This is a genomic window from Bacillus mojavensis (genome assembly GCF_012648005.1).
Taxonomy (GTDB): Bacteria; Bacillota; Bacilli; order Bacillales; family Bacillaceae; genus Bacillus; species Bacillus mojavensis.
On record NZ_CP051464.1, the window covers coordinates 3,507,131 to 3,531,502 of the forward strand.

Below are 24,372 nucleotides of genomic sequence, written 5' to 3' on the forward strand. Positions count from 1 at the left end.
GTAGTAAGGATCTTCATCCTTAAACCAATTACAAAAAGGAGGATTTCAATTGGGCCACTATTCCCATTCTGATATCAAAGAAGCGGTGAAATCCGCAAAAAAAGAAGGTTTAAAAACTTATTTATACCAAGAGCCTCGTGGAAAAAAACGCAGTCATAAAAAGTCGCACCGCTCACACAAGAAATCTCGCAGCCATAAAAAATCTTACTGTTCTCACAAGAAATCTCGCAGCCATAAAAAATCTTACTGTTCTCACAAAAAATCTCGCAGCCATAAAAAATCTTACTGTTCTCACAAGAAATCTCGCAGCCACAAAAAATCATACCGTTCTTACAAAAAGTCTCGCAGCTACAAGAAATCGTTCTGTTCTCGCAAAAAATCACGCAGCTACAAAAAGTCTTACTGCTCTCACAAGAAAAGATCACGCAGCTACAAAAAGTCTTACTGCTCTCACAAGAAAAGATCACGCAGCTACAAAAAATCGTTCTGTTCTCATAAGAAAAGATCACGCAGCTACAAAAAATCGTTCTGTTCTCATAAGAAAAGATCTCACAAAAAACACGGCAGAAAATTTCAGCACCACAAAAAAGATGATTACGACAGCAAAAAAGAATTCTGGAAAGACGGCAATTGCTGGGTAGTCAAAAAGAAATATAAATAATACAAAACTGTCATAGGCTCCGGCATACGTACGGTAGCCTATTTTCTAATTCCCCTATATCAGTTATATGTCATGACATAGCATATGCAACCCGCATTATTTGGTTTCTTTGAATGGATTTCGTTATACTCATGGTATCCTTACAATAAAGGCGGTGTTGTTATGTACATATTTCAAGCAGAAGAGCTTAGTTCCAAGGACACGTATAAGCTGCTGTCAGGAGCCGTTATTCCGCGCCCGATCGCATTTGTTACAACACTTTCTTCAAGCGGGACAATCAATGCGGCGCCTTTCAGTTTCTATAACGTGGTCAGCTCAGATCCTCCGCTACTCAGTATTTCTGTTAACCGGTCAGAAGGACGGCAAAAAGATACAGCCAGAAACGCGATAGAAAACGGTGAATTTGTCGTCCATGTCAGTGATGAAGCCATCATTGAAGACATCAATGAGACGGCGGCAAGTTTAGGGCCGGATGAAAGTGAAATGACACGCACCTCTCTCCATTCTGTAGAGAGCACAGCTGTTTCGGTGCCTGGCATTCAAGAAGCCCGCGTTCGTTTTGAATGCAAACTCGAACGGCATATCACATTCGACAATGATCATGGTGTAACCACGGCTGATCTGCTTATTGGCAGAGTTGTCTGTTTTCACCTCGATGAGAAGGTGTATGACGCAGATAAAGGGTATATTTTGACGGACGAATTAAAGCCGGCTTCCAGATTAGCCGGAAACCATTATGCAAAGCTCGGTGAAGAATTTACATTGATTCGTCCAAGTTCATAAAAGGACTATTTATATAGAAGAAACTAGTCAAAAAGACACTGTCATTAAAAGCCGGCACAGCATGTGCCTGGCTTTTTTTGTGTGAAGGAATGATAGTTGCACAAATCGTTTGCACTGATTTGGTCTTATAAATTCAGATATTGCCCATTACAATTAAAATAAGCCCGCACGAAGAGAAGGACGGCAGACTGATATCACCTGCACATAAGGAGCTGATGGGCATGCCTTTAGACCAAAGAAGATCAGCCATACTTCACCAGGTTCTCAACACAAAAAGCTATGTTACTTGCGGCGAATTAACGGAGCAATTAAACATTTCAAGGAGAACGCTGTACTATGACATTGAAAAAATTAACGGCTGGCTGAAAGAGACAGGACTGACACCGATCAAAAGAAGGCGTTCAGCAGGATTTTATTTAGAAGACCAAACGAAAAAAATGCTGACATCCGAAATGAAAACGCTGACAAATTCAAGTTATGAATATTCTCCTTCAGAGCGACAGGCAAGAGTGATCCTACGTATCTTAACGAGAAACAGACGATTGCTTCTGCAAAACTTCATTGACGAAAATCACATTAGCCGCAACACCGCCATTCAGGATATGAAGCATATTCGCGAAAAGCTGAAGACATTCGGTATCATTCTTTGCTTTACCAAAGAAAAGGGTTACTTTTTCTCAGGATTAGAGCAGCAAAAGCGAAAAATGTTGGCTGAATATACAAATCAGCTCATGCAAAAGAGCAGCAGCACTGCGGCGGTTACAGATCTTTGCCCCGATCCAGCTGCTTGTGAGCAGCGAATCCAAATCATGCGCTCTATGCTGCTGACGTTCGAAAAACTTCTTCACATGAATTTTGCTGATCATGTTCTCGCGGGCTTAAGTGTGCACTTTACGTTATTTCTGATCAGAATACAGGCGGGAAAAGAAATCACTCTAGAACAAGAAGAGCAATACGCCATCAGGCAAACGAAGGAATATGAAGCGGCCGTTCGAGCGGTGGAAGCGGCGGAACTGCCGGAAAAAGCCTTTATTTCCGATCAAGAAATGTGCTACTTCACGATCCATTTGCTAGGGGCTAAAATCAGTCAGTTCCCCGCTTCAAGTCTCATGGCAGGTGAGTTGGGTGCGGTACATGATATTGCGGACAGAATGATTGTCGATTTCCAGCGTTATGCCTGCGTGCTTTTTCAGGACCCGGAAAATCTAAAAAAACATCTGGTGCTTCATTTGAAATCAGCATATTACAGGATTAAATATGATATCACCCCTCATGAGAGTGAGATAGCTGCCTCCATCAAAACGAAATACAGTGATATTTTCTGCTTAACGAAAAAAGTCGTTCATCACCTTCAAAAAGAATTAAGAAAGCCTGTCAGCAGTGAAGAAACAGCATTTATCGCCATGCATTTCGGAGGCTGGATGAAACGCGAAGGGGTCGCGCCCTCACATAGAAAAACAGCGGTTATTGTCTGTCCGGGCGGCATCGGCACATCAAAAATTTTACAGAGCCAAATTGAAGATCTTCTGCCGAATGTCGATATTTTGGAAACCGTGTCAAGCCGTGTCTATGAAACAATGACGCTTGAAACGGATGTCCTGATCTCTACCGTTCCGCTCCCAGACAGAGGGGTGCCTGTACTCATCGTCAATCCCATACTGAACAGCAGGGAAAAGATCAGCCTGCTGAAAAAAGTAGATGCCCTCTCAAACAGCGCTGCCCATTTCCATCCAAGTGTCCATGACATCATGGGCATCATCGAAAAACACGCAGAAGGCATTCATAAAACAGAGCTGATGCGCGAACTGACCGAGTATTTAGGACAGCCGCACAAACATGAAAAGGAGGCGAACCGCAAACCAATGCTTGCTGAATTAATGACACCTAACCATATAACGATGGCCGACTCTGCCCCCGGTTGGGAAGATGCCGTCCGCATGGCGGCAAAGCCGCTATTGGATGACGGGTCTGTTACCCCTCAATACGTCGATGCCATGATTGCCACGATTCAGACACTGGGCCCATATATCGTCATTACGCCGAACGTCGCCATCCCGCACGCAAGGCCTGAAGACGGTGTGAATCAAATCGGTATGAGCTTTCTGAGACTGAAACAAGCCGTTTCCTTTTCAGAGAAGCCCGAGCATTCAGTCCAGCTGATTATCGTGCTCGCGGCAATCGACAATGACACCCATTTGAAAGCCCTCTCCCAGCTCACGAATATGCTGGGTGATCCGGAAAACATTCAATTGCTGATTAACGCTCAATCGGCGGAAGATGTGCTGCCAATGATACAAAAATACTCACATTAGGAGTGATTCAAGTGAAAAAAATCTTAATTGTTTGCGGAAATGGACTCGGATCAAGCTTTATTGTTGAAATGAATGTAAAAAAAATCATTGAAGAACTGAACATCAGCGCTGATGTGACACATACAGACCTCACCTCAAGCAAAACAGAGCAAGCGGATCTGTATTTAGGATCAGCCGATATTGTGTCAGGCCTTGACGATGGAACGCGTAACGTGGTCGGACTCAAAAACCTGCTGGACCAGAAAGAAATCAAAGAAGCCATCCTTTCCAACTTGTAACACAAAAAAACATAGACGACGGGGGTGCATCTGATGCTTGATTTTTTGATAAACGATTTCCTGGGAACTCCTGCTATCTTAATTGGACTTTTTGCCTTAGCCGGTTTGCTTCTGCAAAAGAAAAATGCTGCGGATACCGTATCGGGCACACTGAAAACGGCCATGGGATTTGTCATCCTCAGTGCCGGGGCGGCGATTGTCTCAGATTCACTTGCGGTATTCGGCAGCATGTTCGAAAAAGCATTTCACATTAAAGGCGTCGTACCCAATACAGATGCAATCTCAGCCATTGCTCAAAAAACGTTTGGTACAGAAACGGCACTCATTATGATCTTCGGAATGATTGTTAACATATTGCTGGCGCGTCTAACGCCATTTAAATATATTTTCTTAACCGGCCATCATATTCTCTACATGGCTTCATTGATTTCGGCCGTGCTGATTACCGGCGGCATCAGCGGTGTTCCTCTCATTGCTGCGGGCGCCATTATTCTTGGGGGGCTGATGGTGCTGTCACCCGCCATCCTTCAGCCGTATACAAAAAAAATTACAGGCAGCGATGATCTTGCTCTCGGCCATTTCGGTTCTGCCGGCTATTTTATTGCTGGATTCATCGGCAAACATGCGGGCAATCCATCTCATTCCACTGAGGATATCAAAGTTCCGAAATCATTAGGATTTCTGCGGGATACGTCAGTCTCCATTTCTTTAACGATGGCACTCCTTTTCTTTATTGTCGCTCCTTTCGCCGGAAAGGACTATATTGAAGCATCGTTGAGCGGCGGAAGCCATTTTCTCGTTTATTCCTTTATGCAGGCCATTACGTTCGCTGCTGGGGTATATGTCATCTTGGCGGGGGTTCGGATGGTCATCGCTGAAATTGTCCCTGCTTTTAAAGGCATCGCAGAAAAGCTAGTGAAAGGCGCCAAACCCGCTCTTGACTGTCCGACGGTTTTTCCTTTTGCGCCCAACGCTGTGATTATCGGGTTTTTATCCAGCTTCCTGGCGGGTATTGTATCCATTTTTCTTCTTCCGGTCTTCGGTCTCAGCGTTATTGTCCCCGGACTTGTACCGCATTTCTTTACAGGAGCGGCGGCGGGAGTTTACGGAAATGCAACCGGCGGCGTGCGGGGGGCTGTACTCGGTGCGTTTGCCAATGGGATTCTCATTTCTTTTCTGCCTGCGTTTCTTCTACCGGTTCTTGGCTCGCTCGGATTTGAAGGCACAACTTACGGTGATTCAGACTTTGGCATTATCGGGATTCTTCTTGGCTGGATCATACAATTATGTAATTAAAGTGAGGGATGCTGCGTCATGAAACATTTATTTTCACCTTCTCTGATGTGTATGGATTTAACAAAATTCAACGAGCAGATCACCATTCTAAACAGCCGTGCCGATATGTATCATATTGACATTATGGACGGCCATTTCGTCAAAAACATTACCCTGTCCCCATTTTTCATCAGCCAGCTCAGAACAGTGACAGCTCTCCCGATTGATGCCCACCTGATGGTTGAGAAGCCGGAGGATTTTATCGATATGACAGCAGAGGCCGGCGCTGATTACATTAGCGTGCACGCCGAAACGATTAACCGGGCGGCGTTTCGGCTGATACACAAAATCAAAGATCATGGCGCAAAGGTCGGGATTGTATTGAACCCGGCCACTCCGCTAGAGTGGATCAGCCCTTATGTGCATTTGATTGATAAACTGACGATTATGACCGTTGATCCGGGTTTTGCCGGGCAGCCGTTTATCGCAGAAATGACGAAAAAAATCCGGGCGGCCAAAGAATGGAGAGAAACAAATCATTATACGTATGCCATTGAGGTTGACGGCTCCTGTAATGAAAAAACCTTCCGCACGCTTGCAGAGGCTGGGAATGACATTTTTATCATCGGCAATTCAGGCCTCTTTGACCTCGATGAAAACACAGAAATCGCATGGAATAAAATGAAAACCATTTTCCAGCAGCAGACACACCTTATAAAAATGCAGCACCCGGAGTAATCCCCCCGGGTGTTTTTCTATGAAACATTTTCTCTCCCACAAACGTATAAAGAGATGAGTTTAGGAGGGATTGGTATGAGTACTCATTTTTGGCTGGTATTTCTGGTCATAGTATCGTTCAGCACAGCACTGCAATTTCTTATTAAGAAAAAGTTCGGTATCCATAAATCCGGCTGGCTGTATAAGCCAGTTAGCAGCACACAGAGATTAATAGAAATCTTTTTACTTATTTTATTTGTTTTTTCTATGATCTTTTTCCCTGTGGGATATATGCTTCTTTTATTTTTTATTTCGATTGATTCTCTACGCTTTTTTATAGAATGGAGGTATAGACCTGAAGATAAACAGTATATGTACCACCTGATTGAGGCTGGCCTGTTTCTTGCTCTCTTAATATACATATGTATATTTTTCTAGCTAGTCAAATCCCAACAGCCGCCCCATCCCCCCTTGGGTCGGCTCCTCCTTGGAGAAAGCCCTCCTCATCCACTGCGATTGCTGCTGCGTGGCCCATCAGCGGGTCATAATCACTGACTGTCTCCACGAGATGGCCGCTTTCTTTTAGCATTTCGACCGTCTTCTCTGCAATTCTGTTCTCAACTCTGAGACCTTCATAATCCTCGCCCCACGTTCTGCCCCATACCCAGCGCGGTTCGCTGATTGCCTGCTGTGGATCCATTCCATAGTCCAGCATCCGGGTGATGATTGCCGTCTGAGTCTGCGGCTGGCCTTCGCCCCCTTGCGTGCCGTACAGAATCTTCGGTTCCCCATTCTTACAGACCATAGCCGGCATCAGCGTATGGAAGCTGCGCTTTCTCGGCTCAAGTGTATTGACATGGTTTTCATCCAATGAGAAAAATGAACCGCGATTTTGCATGAGAATGCCTGTATCGCCGGCAGTAACAGCCGAGCCAAATTCAAAGTACAGGCTTTGAATGAACGACACCGCGTTGCCATCCGAATCCATCACCGCCGCATAGGCGGTATCACTGCCTACCGGTCTGCTTTCCGCCGGTTCAGCTATATAACCGATTTCTTCCGCCAGCTGCCTGGCATAGCTTTTGTCCAAGAGCCTTTCCAGCGGAATATCAGCAAAAGCCGGATCAGTCAGAACGGCATTCCGATCTAGAAAACTATTTTTCAGTGCCTCCACGAGCACATGATAATAGGTAAATGAACCATGTTCAATTTGGCTGAAATCATAGTTTTCCAGAATGTTCAGCGTCATTAAACCCGTAAAACCTTGGGAATTCGGCGGCGCCTGATACACAATGTACCCCCGGTAATCACAGGATACAGGCTCCATCCACTCACCCTTGTGTGCTGTAAAATCATCAAGTGTCATATAGCTGCCATTATGCTGTAAATACGAGACAATCCGCTGTGCGATATCACCTTCATAAAATGCGCTTCTTCCTTTTTCAGCAATCATTGTCAGGCAGTTCGCAAGCTCTTTTTGCACAAACCGTTCGCCGGGGAGCGGTGCTTTGCCGTTTTTCGTGAAGATATCAGCGGTGTAAGGTGTTGACGCCAGCAATTCAAGATTCGTCGCTGTATGCCGGCACTGATCTGCAGATACAGGAAAACCATTTTCAGCATAATGGAGTGCAGGCTCCATTACGTCAGAAAGCGACATCCGTCCGTATGTCTTCAGCACGGCATCCCAGCTATCGACCATTCCCGGTACGGTAATTGCGCTGTCGATCCCTCGCAGCGGAATCTCAGTTTTCCCCTTATACACGTCTCTCGTCACATTTTTTCCTGAACGGCCGCTGCCATTGTACACTCTTACCTCCTTTGTTTTTTGATGAAAGGTCAGCCAAAAGGAATCTCCTCCAAGCCCCGTCATATGCGGATAGACAACCGCCAGACAAGCGCTCACGGCGACAGCGGCGTCAAATGCGTTTCCTCCCTTCTCCAGAATGCGGTTTCCCGCTTGTGATGCGAGGTAATGCGGACTGACGACCATTTGCTTAGTGCCGATAATAGATCTGTTCATCACAAGTCCCCTTTGCAAGAGATTTTCTTCATTATAGAGACCCTGTTTTTTCGCATCTACTGATCCGGAAGAAAAGCTGACGAACTTTATCCTTTTCGTAAACATAAAAATATTTTTATATTCATTACGAAAATAAATATAAATTTCCTCTTACGAAATGAAACTTATATGATAAAATATTGACTAAAAGTCAAACGAAAGCAGGTGAAACAAATGGGCAATGAATATCAAATTCCAAACCTTGTTCTTGATGAGATAGACAAACAGATACTTACCATTTTGCATGAGGAAGGGAGGATTTCTTATACGGATCTTGGCAAAAGAGTTGAATTATCACGTGTTGCGGTTCAATCACGCATTAATCAGCTGATTGAAGCAGGTGTTATTGAAAAATTCACAGCCGTAATCAATCCAGCTAAAATCGGCATTCATGTATCCGTGTTTTTTAATGTGGAGGTAGAGCCGCAATTCCTAGAAGAAGTCGCCCTAAAGCTTGAAGAAGAACCTGCGGTCACCAGCCTTTATCACATGACTGGTCCGAGCAAGCTTCACATGCACGGGATCTTCGCGGATGATCAGGAAATGGAAGAGTTTTTAACGAAACGGCTTTATCCGCTTCAGGGCGTCGTCAGCGTTGATTGCCAAATGCTGATCAAACGGTACAAAAGCCGTATGGGAATGAAGCTGTAAAGGAGAGAAACTGATGAAAAACCATCCTTATCGGGATATGACCGCCGCAATGGTACGCACCGGAATCTTAGGCTTCGGGGGCGGGCCATCGGTGATTCCGCTGATCCGCCATGAAGCGGTGAATAAGTATAAATGGATAGATGATGATGAATTTGGAGAAATATTAGCCATCGCCAATGCACTCCCCGGACCGATCGCTACCAAGATGGCGGCGTATCTGGGATTCAAACTAAAAGGCACGATAGGCGCGATTGTTGCCACTCTGGCCCACATTCTGCCTACATGCCTTGCAATGGTTGCCTTATTTGCGGCTGTAAACGTCTTAAGCCACTCGGCAGTTGTTGCCGGCATGATTGGCGCAGTAACGCCGGTTATCGCCGTAATGCTCGGTATCATGGCATACGAGTTTGGGCAAAAAGCGCTCAAAGGATTTGGCTGGGTCACCGGAATCCTGTTTTTTATCATCGCTTTTATCGGACTGCAATTGTTACAGATCAACCCCGGTATCGTCATTATCATTTTCTTAGCATACGGGGCATTTCATTTTAAACTGAAAGACAAAATGACGAATAAACATTCAAAAGATAAAGGAATGTCCGCCTCATGATCATTATGTTTTTATTCACAGCATTTTTTATCGCAAACGTTCTGGGATATGGCGGCGGCCCAGCCTCTATCCCGCTGATGTTTGAAGAAGTCGTAAACAGATACGGCTGGCTGTCAAACGACCAATTCTCTAACATGCTCGCACTTGCGAACGCATTGCCAGGCCCGATCGCAACCAAAATCGCCGCTTATGTCGGCTACAGCGCAGGCGGCTGGCCCGGCTTTCTGATTGCCCTGATCGCAACTGTTGTACCATCCGCGTTCGCGCTGATCGTCCTGCTGCGCATCATTCAGCGCTTTCGCCAATCACCTGTGATCAAAGGCATGACGCTGTCTGTTCAGCCTGTTATCGCTGTCATGATGCTCATTCTCACTTGGCAAATCGGCGCAGACGGCATCAAAGCCATCGGCTGGATTCAATCCTTAGTGATTGCGGGCATTTCCCTCCTTTGCATGACAAAATTCAAACTGCATCCGGCTTTCCTGATTATCTCGGCATTTTTATATGGGGGGCTTGTAGTTCCTCATTTATAGAAAAAGCACCCTCAAAGGGTGCTTTTTATTTTGGGCCAGAAATGCCATTTGTCATATAAACTGTTTCTTCGCCTGCATCATTTTTGATCACGTTTTTGATTTGCAGCGTGTTTCCTGACATTCTGGCAAATTGCTTATCTTGAGGCGAGTTTATTTTGACGTGTATCCATTCCAGCCGGTATCTTTAGCTTAAGAAATTGGGAACCTGTTGGGTTAGCGGCTGCAAATCCTCTTAAACCCTACTATCCACACTCCAGATTTGATATTCTAATTCTTCTAATAATTGTGTTCTCTGCACATTTGTTCTTGTACCATTCGTCTAATTCCCTATTCACAAGTAGACAATGAAGTAATTCACCGATTTCAGGATATTCACTAATAAATAAATCTGATTCCATCTTCCATAAATAATAATCATTCCATCCATTAATCCATTAATTATTTAACTATTTCCACCAAGTCGTTGTTACTTCATTTAAATGATATTCAATATATGCAATCACTTTTTTATAGTCGTCTGATGAAAATTCTTTAATAGGGTTTTCCCAATCATTATTTTCAACTATTGAAACCAGATAATTACCTTCAGCAGAAATGTCAGGAACCCAGCCTAAATCAAGCGTTATTGAGGATTGTTCATGATAAAGCTGCAACAAACTGTCTGTGAACAAAAACCAGGAATCATCATTCGGTTCTAAAGTTCTTGGATCTATTTCAACAAAATGATTATAATTTACTTTCCAACCTTGTGTTATTCTTAGGGGGTGTATATTAACTTTTGGTACATCTAATTTAACATGTTTTCTCAAATCATGACCTCTTTAGTAACTAGTTTGCTCTATGAGGTATTCTTACCTCTGACTTACGAAGACTACTGTTTCAAAAGACTAATTAGATAAATTAAGCCTCATTAAAAAAGCAGGGAGTACAACCTGCTTCTTTATTAGTATTCGTTTTTAATTTCTTTCATAAAAATATGATCCAATTGTGCAATTAATTCTTTAAGCTCCGTACACATAATATCTTCTAATGGATTTTCCCAATCTTCGTTTTTTATAAGTTCAATGCCATAACTTCCGGTTGGATCCCCATCTGGGTACCAGCCTACGTCAAGCAGCAAGTTTTTTGTCTTATGAGAAAACTGCAGGAGATCTTGATTAAAGTCAAATAACCAAGCATCATCACTTGCCTCTAATGTTTTAGGGTCAGTATCTTTTATTGTAATATAGTCAACTGTCCAACCAGCTGGTATCCTAAGTCTTAAGAAATTGGGAATCTGTTGGCTTAGTGGCTGCAAATCCTCTAACCCCCCACTTCCCACACTCCAGATTTGATATTCTAATTCTTCTAATACATGTTCTATTTTATCAAAAGATTCTACGTCATAAATCTTATCTATTTTTAAGTCAACCACTTTGATATGGTATTGATCATCTTGATATAGTACCTTAATAATGGCATTATGTTTTTCATTTTGCAGTATTAGTAGTTCATATTCTTCTACCGTTCTTTTTTCTGAGTTTAAATTGTTCAGTACTACATACCAGCCATCACAGATTTTTAATGGCTGCAATTGAGAAATATGATCTCTGCTCATCTCGCTTCTCCTTGTACTCCACATTGTTATCCTATCTATAAAAAAACTTGCCGATGACAACACGGCAAGTTTCTAACTATAGCAATTCTAATACATCAGTAAACAAGGCATCTCCTAATGTTAATCTTCTGTTGAAAGGCTGTATATGTGGCAATTCACTCCACTCATACACAGTATCGTAGTAATCATACAAATAACTGAGTTCGATAAACCCTTTCTCTTGCATTATTTTATTGATATAGTTCGTTCCCTGAATAAATTCTAAAGATTCAGCGGTCCCTACAATATCATAAGCGCCATCAATTAAATCGTGTCTTAGGGAATAACTATAATCTAGTACATAAACAGGAACCAATTTAGATACTTTCATATTGATTTGCTGTTCTAAATGAAATCCATTTTCTCCAGAAAGATCTTGCAAGTGGATATTGATTTCTCCTGAAGGATTGTTTAAATCTCTAACTTCAATTTTTTTCAAACCTTTTATTTGATTAAATTCATCAGGTACTTTTATTTTCTCTGCACATTTGTTCTTGTACCATTCATCTAATTCCCTATTCACAAATAGCCGATGAAGCAAGTCACCGATTTCAGGATATTCAACAATAAATCTGATTCCATGTTCCATAGTATTTAACCATCCCATCTTCTTGAAGGCTCGCCTTTTTTCGTCTGCTTACCAGTTACAGGATCAAACTCTCCTAAATGCTCTGTTCTTCTGCGGTTCCACTTTTCTAATTTGCCATGTTGGGAATCCCATTGCCAATTAAAACCATCTTTATCTGTCCAAGACTTTCTTTTTAACCTTTCTTTTATTTGTACCATGCCTCTATCTTCCATCCATTTAGTTGGTTCCTTTAAACGGTATCCATTTGAATTGTCTCCAACAATCTTCTCTCTGTCAGCTATCGCAGCATTGTATTCTTCAGTCCGTTTCTTCTTACTGTAGTTAGTACCATTATGAGCAACGTAATCATTTTGAGTCATCCCCTCAGGTTTTTCCAACCATTTAGGTTTTTTTGACTGGCTACTAGCCATCTTCATAATTCCAAGATCTTTCACAGCAGTCGTTCCCACATCTACACGGACTGTCGGGAATCCGAACATGAGGCCGTCAGGAGTTACTGGGCGTTCTGCGTACACGCGGACGTTTGTCGGGACTTTGAATTGTTTTACTTTTTCTAATGTTTTGTTTGCCTTTTGGACTTTTGAATGGGTTGCAAGCGGTATGCCTTTGTCTATATGTTTCGCCAATGCACCAGCTCCAACCAAGCTCAATGCCGCTTCCAGCGCGCCCGATTTCCGCTTCTCCTCGGACACTTTGTTTCCAAACATATCTCTGCCTGTCACGGCTTCAGAGAATCCGTTTGACGCAACAAGGCCGTATGCGCCCATTTCTGACATTTTGAGAATATCTAAGGATTTGCCTGTCTTGTAGGCATCTAAAGCGTGTTCGGCCGCGATAGCCGCTTTTCCGGTTTTGTAGATGGCTTTTCCGCCTTTGAAAGCGCGGCCTGCCCAGCCGACGACCGGTATGAATCCGGCTGCAGCCATTGCTCCTGCTGTCACACGTTCTGCGGCAGAGAGTTTTTCGCCGGTAACCGGGTCAACGCCTTCCGTCGCTCTTTTATAATCATAATAGCCAGTGACTTCTCCAGTAAAGTTGCAAACTCCATCCCATGTTTTTTCATACCACGGTTTATTCGCTTCTTCTTCCGCTTTTTCCTGAAGCCGTCTTGCTTCGGCTTGCTGGGCTTTTGCATCAATATAGGTCGTTCCTTGCTTTTCTACTTCAATCACGCTTTTGTAAACTTCATTGCTGTGGAAGGCTTTTTTATCATAGTACATAGGGGATGCGCTTTTCCCATTGCTGGTGGCCTGCATAAGAACAGAATATTTGGTGAGCACTGCGTTGTCCAAAGATTCTAAATTTTGATATTCAGTGGTCAGGGATTCATCAAGCTTATCGACTGCCGTGATCGTGTCACGCCTGATTTTTTGAGCATCGCCCATCTTATCCGCGTAATTATCAAGCGAGTACATATCGAGATCAATAACATCGCTGATGCCTGACAAAATAGAATCGATTTCTGCTTTATGAGCGGAGACAATTTCCGAGGCTTTTAAATCTCCGTTGGGCAGCTCATGATCCAAAAAAGAAGTTTCCACATATGAATCATTCAGTTCTTGATCTTTAATATCTCCTGAAATGCCGTTCAAAAATGCAATCTGAGCAGAGACAAGCGTCAGCCAGCTGTCGACGATTTCCGCCTGTCCCTGAAAGAAGTCCTTAATATTGTCCGCGCCTTTTCCTTTAAAATTGTCACCTAACTCAGCAACTTCCTGAAACGCCTTTTTTAGCGTGTTCAGCTGCTCTTCCAGCGTCTCATATTGCTTTTTTCTATTTTTCGCTTCATCGATTAAAGAATGTGATTCAAATACTTTACTCATCGCACTGCCCTTTCTCTTCTATTTTACTGCGATCGCCTCATCCTGCTCTTTCAGTGAATCAACATTATCCTTCGTATCCTCGATATTTTTCTGTACCGCTTTTTTATAATCTCCGAGCATGGTTCTGATGTTCTCCTCACGCTCATGATATTTCTTCGTATAATCGAGGCTGTTTTTTCCGTTGGATCCTGCGGCGCCGATTGATACGTCAGCAAGCGCATCTTTGACAGACTCTAATGTTTTGATGACTGTGTCGTACTTCAGCTTAATTTCTGACATAAAAAAAGATCACCACCATTTTAGTTTACTAATTTGTCTTCCTGCTTCTTCTACAAAATCTTCTCCTTTAGCAAGAAGGTCGCCTGCGGCATTCGCTGCACTTTTTGTCAAATTCAGCTCAAATTTTTCTGTCTCAAGCCAGAATATTTTGCTTTGAATCGAAGCCATATACTCGTTATATTTATCATTCACAATCTTAGAAGCTTCCGATTTCGCCTCTTCTCTTCCCTTGTCGAAATCATCAGCTTTTGTTCCCGTCCAATGCTTGCCTAATTCCGGTTTCACAATTTCATTGATTTCAGTGATTGCCTCTTCTTGCAGTGTGTCTATGTCTTTTTTTGCTTTTTTCAGCTTTTCGATCTTGTCTTCCACGTCGGAAATTTTTCCGTTGAGCGAACTTTTGATATCCGCTAGCATACTTTCATAACCCATCTGTATCACCTCTTAATACTCAAAAAGTCGTATGGAGGGGCTGATGAAGATAGACTTTTCCATACTTTATTTCCATATATTATATTTTAAAATAGCAAGAAGGCGGCTTAAATAGGGTAAACGGCTTAATTTAGGCTTATAATGCTCTGAATACGGAGGTCTAAAGTCTCTTTTTTGTTCGTTATAAGGTCAACTCGAGCGTTTTATATGGTTAGAAATTCTAAAGTCTTAGTCAAAAAGACACTTGAAAGAGGCAGATTTGATGATCTGCTCATTTTCTTATGTGGTAAAATTTTGTAAAGATTAAGAGGTGAAACGGAGGGATGACAATGAGTTTTTTCAGTCCGATGATGTTATTTTTCGTGGTTTTTCCTTTTCTGTCCTTCTTTGTATTTGGAATGGCAGGCACTTTATTGTTTAGAAAACACGGCCTTTGGTCAATGCCTCTTACAGTGCTCTGCTTATTGGTCATATTTATGTTCTGTATTGACTCAGCCGCGCCTGATTTTATTGTTTGGCTTATTTCATTTCAGCTTCTGACCCTATTGGCGGCAGGGGTGACCCTTTGGATCAAAAGCTTGTATGAGCTGCAGTCCCAATTGTACAGAACGTTTGAAAAGTCTTTTCCCCTTAAATCATCAGGTGTGATGAAAAAATTTGCGATGCCGACGTCTCCCTACAACAAATCGATATCATCGTCTGATGGTATGTTCTTTATACGCGAATTCCCGCAGATCATTCTGAGTAAAAGAAATGTATCCGCCTATTTTATGCCAAAGCCGTTTTCAGCCAACTCATTATAAATGTCTTCTTTATCCTCGCCGAGCTGACCAAAGAATTCCATTGTTTCCATGCCCGCATATTGTTAATTGAAAATCTGTAGGCGGCACCCACTAGTTTTCAAACAATAGGTTAACCATAGTGAAATATAGCCACCTTAAAAAATGGGTACAAAAAAGACCGGCATCCCGCCAGTCTTTCCTTTACATCTATGACATTGCACCTGCCGGAACAACCGCTTTCCGGCCTACAGAATAGTATTCCACTCCGGCGGCAGCAGCCTCTTCTAATGAATAGCAATTTCGACCGTCGAAAATCAGCGGCTGCTCCATCAAATCTTGATAATCTGCTAATGGAAATTGTTTAATCTCATCCCAGTCCGTTAAAATCATGACGGCGTCTGATCCCTTAACGGCTTCCGCCATCGTTTTTTTGTATTCAACAGCCTGCGGCAATATATGCTTCGCATGGCTGACGGCAATGGGATCGAAGGCTTTGATATGGGCGTCTAGTGCGGCGAGGCGGTTAGCAATGACAATCGACGGCGCGTCTCTCATATCGTCCGTGTTCGGTTTAAATGACAGCCCTAAAAGGGTGATCGTTTTTCCCGTCACTCCGCCAAGCCTGTTCAGCGCTTTATCAACGAGCATCGCCTGCTGATTGTTGTTGACCTTGATGACCGATTTCAGCAGCTCAAAATCATGCTCGACATTGCCCGCAATTTGCACGAGGGCGTTTGTGTCCTTTGGGAAACAAGAACCGCCGTAGCCAATGCCCGCTTTTAAAAATTGGCTCCCGATCCGCTTATCCTGTCCCATGCCGTATGCGACAGATTCAATATCAGCGCCGACCTTTTCACATATATTCGAAATTTCATTTATAAAACTGATTTTAGTAGCCAGAAAGGCATTTGAGGCATATTTGATCATCTCGGCGCTTCTGATATCCGTTTGGTAAATCGGGATATCAAGCGGAAGAAAGAGCTCTTCAAGCGTTCTGGCGGTGTCCTGATCGGCTGTTCCGATCACAATCCTGTCTCCATGAAACGTGTCATGGATGGCTGACCCTTCACGTAAAAATTCCGGATTGGATGCGATCGATATGCTGACAGGCTCCGCAAGATGTTTGGTAATCAGCTCGTAAATCCAATCATTTGTTCCGACAGGCACTGTGCTTTTTGTTACGACGATCGTATCTCGCGTCACGTGTCGGGCAATACGCTTGGCCACATCTGTAATATGCTCCAGGTTCGCATGCCCGTCGTTCTTTTGCGGTGTGCCGACCGCTATAAAAATAATCTCTGCCTGGTCTAAGCCTTTCTCGTAGCTCGTTTCAAAGCTCAGCCGCCCATCAGCTATATTTTTTCTCATCAGCTCTTCAAGACCCGGTTCAAATATGGGGGAAATCCCTTTTCTCATTTCTTCAATCTTTTGAGCGTTAATATCAATGCAAGTTACATGATGGCCAATCTCAGAAAGAGAAACACCTGTCACAAGACCGACATAGCCTGTTCCGATGACTGTTATATTCATGGTTTCCCTCCAACAGTTAAATTGCTGCTTTACAGCTTCCGTATTATCGTATGAGAACATCCTGACATGAATGCGGATGATCTCCCGGAATCAACCTGTACAGATTTCTGAAATATGATTCAATCATACAATATACTATTATATCGTTCTCACAAAGAAAGTGGGGAAATGAGAATTGCAGATCAAAAGAGCCCGAATCGTTTTTTTCTTTTGACCGGCTGCGGTGCCTGCCTGTAAATCGCTTGATTTTGCAGAAGAAGCTCAGCGTTCTCTGTGAGCATATAAGAATATTCCGTACCAAATTCTTTCTCAAGAACATGGAGTGCCTCCTGATAGCGAAAATCTCTTGTTTTCAGATTATGTGCATCTGAAGCTAAGAAATGTATCAGATTGGCTTCAGCCAGCCGCAGCGAAAATGCTTTCATCTGTTTCCCGAAAACTCCTGCGAGGCTTCCGGTTGTCAACTGAGATGCCGCTCCTTTTTCTATAAGATGATACAGCAAGGACGGATTTTCGCGGATCTCGCTATTGCGTTCGGGATGCGCGATAACCGGAATGTATCCTTTCAGCTGCAAATCATAAAAAAGCTGCTCGGCATATCGCGGTACATGATCAAACGGAAACTCAATCAAGATATATTTCGTGTCATTCAGTGACAGCAGCCGGCCCTCAGCCAATTCCCGTTTCAAGTCCCCGTAAATTCTGATTTCCTGTCCCGGCAGTACGGTGAGCGGGATCTCCTCTTTCATTAAACGTTTGTTTAACAGGTCTGCCGCTTCTCTGACAGCGGTTTGCTCGTTTTCATATGAACCATTCTTATGATGCGGGGTTGCAATGATGGTTCTGATTCCTTCACGAACAGCCGCCCTGGCCATTTCGATGCTGTCTGCCAGGCTCCTCGCCCCGTCATCCATTGACGGGAGGATGTGGCAGTGAATATCAATCATTTCTAAGCCTCCTTTTTTCGCAAAAATAAATAACGGGCAGCATGCACGTTATTTATCTTTGTATGAAATTGTCTTCCCTTCCGTAGTAGCCGTAATCAGAGTGCTTCGAGCGCTTCTTGCCGTTCATAATGGCTCCGAGGAGCTTGCTGTTGCACGAATCGAGCGCCTCTTTTGCTTTTGCGGCTTTTTCTTTTTCCGTCTTCCCGCTTGAAACAACCAAAACGGAACCGTCTGCAACGTTCCCTAAAATTTGCGCGTCTGCTACAGGGAGAATAGGCGGCGTATCGAAAATCACCATATCATAGGCCGCACACGCTTCCTCCGAAAGCTCTTCCATCCACTTGGAGGAAAGCAGCTCGGCTGGATTCGGCGGGATCGGGCCGCTCGTCAACACATCAAGATTTTGTTCCTTAGACGTTTGCACAGCCTGCTTCAGTGAGTATTTTTTCAATAAAACGGATGTTAAGCCTGTCATATTTTCTAGTTGAAAGGTGGTATGTACTGTAGGTTTTCGCAAATCTGCATCGATGAGCAAAACCTTTTTTCCCTGCTGTGCAAATACGACAGCAAGGTTAGCAGCTGTGGTAGACTTTCCTTCTCCAGGGCATGCCGAGGTGATCATTACTGATTTCATTTGGCGATCCACTGAAGAAAATTCTATATTTGTTCGAATCGTTCGATATTGTTCTGAATTCAAGGATTTCGGCTCTGTCAGCGCAATGACATTTTTGCGACTCCATGAGCCCTTGCTTTTTCTAAGCGCCAAAATGTCCACTCCCCGCTTTATCAGATTGAATGCCTTTTAAGCTCTTTTCTGTTTTCTGTTCATTGGCAATGGTGGAAACCGTTCCTAATACCGGTATGTCCAGCAATGTTTCGAGCTGCTCTTCCGATTTGATCGTATTATCCAAATGCTCAAGCAGGAAGGCCAGTCCGATGCTTCCTGCCAATCCTGCCGCAAACGCGATGGCGATGTTCAGCAGCGGTTTTGGCGATACAGGCGACGGATGGTCAGAAACCTCAGCTTTTGACAGAATGCTTACGTTGTCAACATTCATAATCGAAGTGATTTTGTCTTTAAAGACAGATGCGACAGTGTTGGCAATGTGAGCCGCCGTTTCCGCGCTCCCGTCTCTGACAGAAATATTGACCACTTGGGAATCCTGCTCACTGGAAACAGTAATTTTTTCATTCAGTTCTTGTGAAGTCATCGACAAGCCCATCTCTTTAATCACTTCGTCTAAAATAGCAGGGCTCTTAATGATGACGTTATACGTATTGATTAATTGAAGATTGGTTTGGACATCGTTAAATTGGACTTCTTTTTGGTCGTTTTTCGATTGATTGACCAAGATCTGAGTTGACTTTTCATAGATGGGTGTAAGTGCGAAGAAACTGATGAATCCGCCGGCAGCAGTCGCAGTTGCGGTTACAATCATAATCAAAAGTATGCGTTTTCTTAACGTTGATAATATGTCTTTTAAACTAATAGATTCTCCCATGATACCTCCAAATCAGCTTAAACATCCTTTTCCATACGATTATACAACGTTAAAACAGCATTTCTCCATCTTTTCACGTGACAATATTCGACAAAAATTTACAAAATCAGTTTTCAGCCTCTATCATGTAAGCGTTCTATTTATTGTCTTGCCAGAGCTGAATCTTTTTCTCCTTCCGGTCATAAATCAGAAAAAAACCCCGCCAAAAACCAGCGGGATTTTTATGTTGCATATCCATTTTTAATATGAGAAATCAAATTTTCAAGCATTTCCTTAGTGGTCATCTCGGATGACTGCTCACCAATATCATGTGCATGCATCAAAATTTTCAGAAATTCTTCTTGATTCAATTTCTTTTCACTCATCATTTTATTCCTTTCAGCTTCCATTAAGTTGAAAACACGATTATTATATGATGCCGGCTCTCGTTTTGCAATCTCTAATACATCATTCGACACATCCCATTTTTTATGTCCTATTTTAGGAAAAACTTTTTCATGCCGTTGTGTTGCGATATAATAGAGAAATTGGATCTTTTTATTACGTGACTCGGTTAGGAGCGATAATCATGCTTCAGAATATGATTTCTAAAGACGATGTGCTGGCATCGGCTGAACAATTAAAAGAGCTTCTTCCTTACAGCGAGGAAAATGTTCAGCTGATCAAAAAAGCCCTTATTTTATATCGGCAGGATTCAGTCTATCGTTTACAAGCAGTGAGTCCGACGGAAGTTACGGCTTACGTGCAGGATGTTGTGCCTGTGCGGGTCACATTGAACTTATTTGTCATAGCCAAAAGCGGCTGTTCATGTCCGTCTGGGAGAATCTGCCGCCATAAGCTGGCTGTTTTTTTATATGTATATGCAATGTTTGAACGAGTGGGAACTTTTACAGAGCACTGGCTGGAGAGGGAAAAGCTTGAAGAAAGCAAAGAGCTCGTCCGGCGACAATTCCAAGAGAAGGTGCTGCCTAATGAAGAGTCGCTTTCAAGCTGGCTTGCTTTTTTCGATTCAGAGTTTTCTCTTTGGCAGGCACGCACGCCTGAAGGCAGCCAAAACATGCAGGGTCTCTATTACGGCTATCTGTCTGCTCTGAAAAAGCATGCCCCGATCAAGCCGGAGCTGAAAAGTCTATATCAGATTCATTCAGCGATCGCGGTGTGGCTTCGCATGTTTACATTGATTGAAGAAGGAAAACTGGACCCCGAGCGCGATTTTTATTCCCTCAATCCTTATGTTGAACAGCTGATGGATACGATCTACAGCTCAATTGATAAATTAAAGACGTACGCACTGTCGTTTGCACTCGATCCTTTTCTGGAGAAAACACCGGATGTCATTCGGAATCTCTTATTGAAGGAGGATATTTTTCAATATGAACGCATCCGCATTTTCGGTGAAATTTGGAGCGCGCTGTTGCCGCGGCCGAAATGGGTGGCGCGTGAGCAAGAGATCCTGCAAAAAGAAGCCGGGCGGCGGTTTTCTCCTGAATTGCAATTCGGGCGTCTGCATCTAGAATTTTTGCAGAAACATGATGATGCGATTTTTGCGGAAACCGACCAATTCCCTCCGGAAGCGCTGCCGTATACGTTCCAATGGCTGAGTGAAATCACCGCGAAAAAGGATTGGAAACGGCTCAAGGCATGGTACCTCCGTATTGAATTGATTGCGATTGGTTATACGAAGCTGGATAAGCCGTTCAAAGAAATTCGCGACGTAATTGGCGAGCTGTTCCTTCTGCTGAACGCGTATGTGAAGCAAACCAATGACCATGCACTGTTTGAACGCTATGCAGCAGGCTGTCTGCCGTATACTTTCACAGAATACAGCCATCATTTGTATGAGAAAAAGCGTTATGCCGAGTGGATTGAAATCCACAGTCTTGTTGGCTTTTCCATCTATGAAATAGATAAAACGATGCTCAAAGAAATTGCGGCGAGCGATCCCGAGGCCCTCATACCCGCTTACCACAGAGAAGTGGCCTTTTTCATCGACCAGAAAAACCGCAGCTCTTACAAGGAAGCGGCCCGGTATTTGAAAAAACTGCGGACGCTCTACAAAAAAGCGAAAAAACTGAAGGTATGGGAACGCTATATTCAGCAGCTGAGCTCACATTACAAGCGCCTGCGCGCCCTTCAAGAAGAACTGCAGAAAGGAAAGTTGATTGATGGCGAGTCTTAAAGAAATACTTATTCACGTCGAACAAATGGAAGACGGGTCATTCACGCTCTCAGCCTTTGATGAGAATGAGCAGCCCCTTCCCTACAGCCACATGAAAAAGCATTTGTTTCAATGGCACGAATCCTCATTTTACGGAACATTCCTTGAGGATGTCAGCTTCATCGGGACAACCGCGGTTTTGCTTTCTCCATGGATGACTGTAGAGCTTCTCGGCAAGAACTCGTTCAACTCATTCAGCTCCGTGCAGCTCACAGAAGAAACGGAACCGCTGATTGAGGCAGCGTCCACCATTTACGAATTTATCGCGGACGGCGATTTCCTGCCTGACTACGAAGCATGGACAAACGGTGTTTTTCGCTGGAAGGATCGGGACAGCATACTGGATGGCTTTACTGCGGAATGGTTTTCAGCCGCGGTGCAGGATTATATTCAATATGACGACGAACTGCGTGAGAAATGGGAAAATATCAAAGAGAAATCACCTGCGGTCACAACATTTCGCGGACATTTTCTGGATGAAGAGGATTTTCTCGAAGGCATCGGCTGGGTTGACGATCAAACCCCGTTTACGGTCGGCCTCCGCTTGAACGAACCAGACTTTGACGGCGATGATTGGAAAATCGAAATGTTTTTACGCGATAAAAAGAGCGGCGCGGTTGTATTTTTTGATGGGCTGAAGAGCCTCAAAAAATCGTGGCAGGCCTACAGCGATAAAATCGCACGGGAGCAGGACCGCTTTCATAGAACGGTTCCGTGGCTGTCATTTGATTCCGGCACCACGCTGATTTCAGAGGAAGAAGCCTGGATTTTCCTGTCAGAGGCAAGTGAGACGCTTGTCGATATGGGCGTTGAAATTCTTCTGCCATCCTGGTGGCAGATTGTCAGAGACAGTAGCATGATGCTTAAAGCAAAGGTGTCTTCCGCCCCGCGCGGCGAGTCATTTGTCGGCATGAATGCGCTGCTTGATTTTAACTGGCGGTTTGCGACAAACGGCATTGAGCTGACAGAGGATGAATTTAACGAGCTTGTCGCGAGCAACAGGCGTCTCGTCAATATTCGCGGGCAATGGGTGAAAATAGATCCTCAGTTTATCAAACAGATGAAACGGCTGATGGAGAAAGCGGAATCAGAAGGGCTCCATATGTCTGATATTCTGGCACGCGAGCTGATGGATCAGCGGGAAGGCGGGCTTGAGGATTCAGACATCATGGATACATCCGCTTTTGCCGGTATTCAATTCGACCTGTCAAAACAGCTCAGATCACTGATTCGAAAGCTGACAACTGCGGAAAATTTGCCGGAGCATGAAGTCAGCCCCTCCTTTCAAGGCACGCTCCGTCCGTATCAGAAATACGGCATGAATTGGCTGCTGTTTCTGCGGCAAAGCGGTTTTGGCGCCTGTCTGGCCGATGACATGGGACTTGGGAAAACCATTCAGATGATCGCGTATTTTCTTCATGTGAAGGAAAGCGGACGGCAAAACACGCCGAATCTGATCATCGCGCCGACATCCGTCCTCGGCAACTGGCAGCGGGAGCTTCAAACCTTTGCGCCCAATCTGTCGGTCGCTCTCCATTACGGCCCTCGCCGTCCGAAGGGAGAAGACTTCACCGGCTATTATGATAACGCGGATGTTGTATTAACCTCCTACGGGCTGTCGCATGCCGATTCTGAAGAGCTTTCTACCGTGACATGGAGCACAATTTGCCTTGACGAAGCACAAAATATTAAAAACGCGCACACGAAGCAATCACGCGCAATCAGAAAGCTGAAGGGCATTCACCATATTGCGCTGAGCGGAACACCGATGGAAAACCGTTTGACTGAGCTATGGTCGATTTTCGACTTCATGAATAAAGGCTATCTCGGCAGTCTGACTGGTTTCCATAAACGCTATGTATTGCCGATCGAAAAGGACCGGGACGAAAAAAGAATCGGACAGCTTCAGCAATTAATCCGGCCGTTTTTGCTGCGGCGGACAAAACGGGATGAGGACGTCGCATTAAACCTTCCCGACAAGCTGGAGCAAAAAGAGTTTATTCCGCTGTCAGCCGAACAGGCGTCTCTCTATGAGCAGCTGGTGAAAGACACTTTTGAACATATGACGTCACTGACAGGCATGCAGCGAAAAGCACTGATCCTCAGCATGCTCGGACGGCTTAAACAAATATGCGATCATCCCGCGCTTTATTTGAAGGAAGACCAAACCGAGCTGCTGGCCGGAAGATCAGTCAAGCTTGAAAAATTGCTTGAGCTGATGACTGCGATCCGCGCCCAAAACGAAAGCTGTCTCATTTTTACGCAATATATTCAAATGGGGAACATGATGAAGCGATTGCTTGAAAAAACCTTCGGCGAACCTGTGCAGTTTTTGAACGGGAGTCTTTCTAAGCAAGACCGCGATACACTCGTTGAGAAATTTCAAAAGAAAGAATACCCGACACTGATTCTATCGCTGAAAGCGGGCGGAACCGGGCTTAATCTGACAGCCGCCAATCACGTCATTCATTATGACAGATGGTGGAATCCGGCTGTTGAAAACCAAGCCACTGACCGGGCATACCGCATCGGGCAAGAGCGATTTGTCCATGTTCATAAAATGATTACAACAGGAACAATTGAAGAAAAAATTGATATGATGCTTGAAACAAAGCAAACACTGAATGACCAAATTATCCAAAGCGAAAACTGGATTACCGAGCTGTCCACAGATGAGCTCGAAGAATTATTCACATTAAGCGCCTCAGCGCAGGCACAATAACCACAAAAAAGCTGGCTCCTAAAAAGAGCCAGCTTT

Annotated in this window: 24 protein-coding genes and 1 pseudogene; 12 read left to right on the forward strand and 13 right to left on the reverse strand. The window is 43.9% G+C overall.

All coding sequences use genetic code 11. From position 1 onward, the window contains the following. The first annotated feature begins 49 nt into the window (after positions 1-49). The 7 genes from HC660_RS18240 (at position 50) to HC660_RS18270 (ending at position 6,464) form a co-directional block, all read left to right on the forward strand. Positions 50-661, forward strand: a complete 612-nt coding sequence (locus HC660_RS18240; RefSeq protein ID WP_168748917.1) for a CotG/ExsB N-terminal domain-containing protein — start codon at positions 50-52, stop codon at positions 659-661. A gap of 162 nt (positions 662-823) precedes the next feature. Then, positions 824-1,444: a flavin reductase family protein gene (locus tag HC660_RS18245; RefSeq protein ID WP_168748918.1), complete on the forward strand. Its 621-nt coding sequence runs from the start codon at positions 824-826 to the stop codon at positions 1,442-1,444. A gap of 221 nt (positions 1,445-1,665) precedes the next feature. Continuing rightward, a complete protein-coding gene (locus HC660_RS18250; protein WP_168748919.1) occupies positions 1,666-3,756 on the forward strand; it encodes a BglG family transcription antiterminator in 2,091 nt (696 codons plus the stop codon). Between the two features lie 11 nt (positions 3,757-3,767). After that, a complete protein-coding gene (locus HC660_RS18255; protein WP_010332137.1) occupies positions 3,768-4,034 on the forward strand; it encodes a PTS sugar transporter subunit IIB in 267 nt (88 codons plus the stop codon). Positions 4,035-4,067: 33 nt separating this feature from the next. Further along, positions 4,068-5,330 carry a PTS ascorbate transporter subunit IIC gene (locus tag HC660_RS18260; RefSeq protein WP_168748920.1) on the forward strand — a complete coding sequence of 421 codons (1,263 nt, stop codon included), beginning with the start codon at positions 4,068-4,070 and terminating at the stop codon, positions 5,328-5,330. Between the two features lie 18 nt (positions 5,331-5,348). After that, a complete protein-coding gene (gene alsE, locus HC660_RS18265; protein WP_168748921.1) occupies positions 5,349-6,047 on the forward strand; it encodes a D-allulose 6-phosphate 3-epimerase in 699 nt (232 codons plus the stop codon). A gap of 75 nt (positions 6,048-6,122) precedes the next feature. Continuing rightward, entirely contained in the window at positions 6,123-6,464 is a 342-nt protein-coding gene (locus HC660_RS18270) for a DUF4181 domain-containing protein (RefSeq protein WP_168748922.1), read from the forward strand. A 4-nt stretch (positions 6,465-6,468) separates the two neighbouring features. On the opposite strand, the gene ggt is transcribed toward HC660_RS18270, so the two are convergent. Beyond that, a complete protein-coding gene (gene ggt, locus HC660_RS18275; protein WP_168748923.1) occupies positions 6,469-8,046 on the reverse strand; it encodes a gamma-glutamyltransferase in 1,578 nt (525 codons plus the stop codon). 213 nt (positions 8,047-8,259) lie between these two features. Between ggt and chrS the strand changes: the two genes are divergently transcribed. The 3 genes from chrS to chrA are packed head-to-tail and all read left to right on the forward strand — an operon-like array spanning position 8,260 to position 9,876. Next, complete coding sequence (gene chrS, locus HC660_RS18280) at positions 8,260-8,736, forward strand: chromate efflux transcriptional regulator ChrS (protein ID WP_010332142.1); 477 nt, start codon at positions 8,260-8,262, stop codon at positions 8,734-8,736. A 13-nt stretch (positions 8,737-8,749) separates the two neighbouring features. Further along, entirely contained in the window at positions 8,750-9,343 is a 594-nt protein-coding gene (gene chrB, locus HC660_RS18285) for a chromate efflux transporter subunit ChrB (RefSeq protein ID WP_168748924.1), read from the forward strand. Then, positions 9,340-9,876, forward strand: a complete 537-nt coding sequence (gene chrA, locus HC660_RS18290) for a chromate efflux transporter ChrA (RefSeq protein ID WP_168748925.1) — start codon at positions 9,340-9,342, stop codon at positions 9,874-9,876. Before chrB ends, chrA begins: the two co-directional genes overlap by 4 nt. Positions 9,877-10,322: 446 nt before the next feature. Here the strand turns inward: chrA and HC660_RS18295 are convergent, their stop codons facing one another. From HC660_RS18295 to HC660_RS18350, 12 genes and pseudogenes are all read right to left on the reverse strand, one after another. Beyond that, positions 10,323-10,685: a hypothetical protein gene (locus HC660_RS18295; RefSeq protein ID WP_168748926.1), complete on the reverse strand. Its 363-nt coding sequence runs from the start codon at positions 10,683-10,685 to the stop codon at positions 10,323-10,325. Between the two features lie 134 nt (positions 10,686-10,819). After that, complete coding sequence (locus HC660_RS18300) at positions 10,820-11,473, reverse strand: hypothetical protein (RefSeq protein WP_168748927.1); 654 nt, start codon at positions 11,471-11,473, stop codon at positions 10,820-10,822. A gap of 76 nt (positions 11,474-11,549) precedes the next feature. Beyond that, positions 11,550-12,101 (reverse strand): hypothetical protein, encoded by a 552-nt coding sequence (locus HC660_RS18305; protein WP_168748928.1) that lies wholly within the window; start codon positions 12,099-12,101, stop codon positions 11,550-11,552. Positions 12,102-12,106: 5 nt separating this feature from the next. Then, positions 12,107-13,924 (reverse strand): T7SS effector LXG polymorphic toxin, encoded by a 1,818-nt coding sequence (locus tag HC660_RS18310; protein WP_168748929.1) that lies wholly within the window; start codon positions 13,922-13,924, stop codon positions 12,107-12,109. 18 nt (positions 13,925-13,942) lie between these two features. Further along, complete coding sequence (locus HC660_RS18315; protein ID WP_168748930.1) at positions 13,943-14,203, reverse strand: YwqI/YxiC family protein; 261 nt, start codon at positions 14,201-14,203, stop codon at positions 13,943-13,945. Positions 14,204-14,212: 9 nt separating this feature from the next. Then, positions 14,213-14,635 carry a YwqH-like family protein gene (locus HC660_RS18320; RefSeq protein ID WP_168748931.1) on the reverse strand — a complete coding sequence of 141 codons (423 nt, stop codon included), beginning with the start codon at positions 14,633-14,635 and terminating at the stop codon, positions 14,213-14,215. 529 nt (positions 14,636-15,164) lie between these two features. Beyond that, positions 15,165-15,528: pseudogene (locus tag HC660_RS18325) on the reverse strand (DUF1963 domain-containing protein); the annotation flags it as partial. A gap of 96 nt (positions 15,529-15,624) precedes the next feature. Then, on the reverse strand, positions 15,625-16,947 hold the full coding sequence (locus HC660_RS18330; protein WP_168748932.1) for a UDP-glucose dehydrogenase family protein: 1,323 nt from the start codon (positions 16,945-16,947) through the stop codon (positions 15,625-15,627). A 182-nt stretch (positions 16,948-17,129) separates the two neighbouring features. Beyond that, positions 17,130-17,894, reverse strand: coding sequence for a tyrosine-protein phosphatase (locus tag HC660_RS18335; protein ID WP_168748933.1), 765 nt, complete (start codon positions 17,892-17,894; stop codon positions 17,130-17,132). Positions 17,895-17,946: 52 nt separating this feature from the next. Further along, entirely contained in the window at positions 17,947-18,660 is a 714-nt protein-coding gene (locus tag HC660_RS18340) for a tyrosine-protein kinase PtkA (protein ID WP_168748934.1), read from the reverse strand. After that, positions 18,650-19,396 carry a protein-tyrosine kinase activator TkmA gene (gene tkmA / locus HC660_RS18345; protein ID WP_168748935.1) on the reverse strand — a complete coding sequence of 249 codons (747 nt, stop codon included), beginning with the start codon at positions 19,394-19,396 and terminating at the stop codon, positions 18,650-18,652. The genes HC660_RS18340 and tkmA overlap by 11 nt, the downstream gene beginning before the upstream one ends. 221 nt (positions 19,397-19,617) lie before the next feature. Then, the gene (locus HC660_RS18350) at positions 19,618-19,761 is read right to left on the reverse strand and encodes a YwzD family small protein (RefSeq protein WP_010332161.1); all 144 of its coding nucleotides are present in this window, start codon (positions 19,759-19,761) and stop codon (positions 19,618-19,620) included. A gap of 203 nt (positions 19,762-19,964) precedes the next feature. Here HC660_RS18350 and HC660_RS18355 point away from each other — a divergent pair, with 203 nt between their 5' ends. Together HC660_RS18355 and HC660_RS18360 are read left to right on the forward strand one after the other, a co-directional pair. Beyond that, entirely contained in the window at positions 19,965-21,575 is a 1,611-nt protein-coding gene (locus HC660_RS18355) for an SWIM zinc finger family protein (protein WP_168748936.1), read from the forward strand. Continuing rightward, positions 21,562-24,336, forward strand: coding sequence for a DEAD/DEAH box helicase (locus tag HC660_RS18360; RefSeq protein ID WP_010332163.1), 2,775 nt, complete (start codon positions 21,562-21,564; stop codon positions 24,334-24,336). The genes HC660_RS18355 and HC660_RS18360 overlap by 14 nt, the downstream gene beginning before the upstream one ends. Positions 24,337-24,372: the final 36 nt, after the last annotated feature.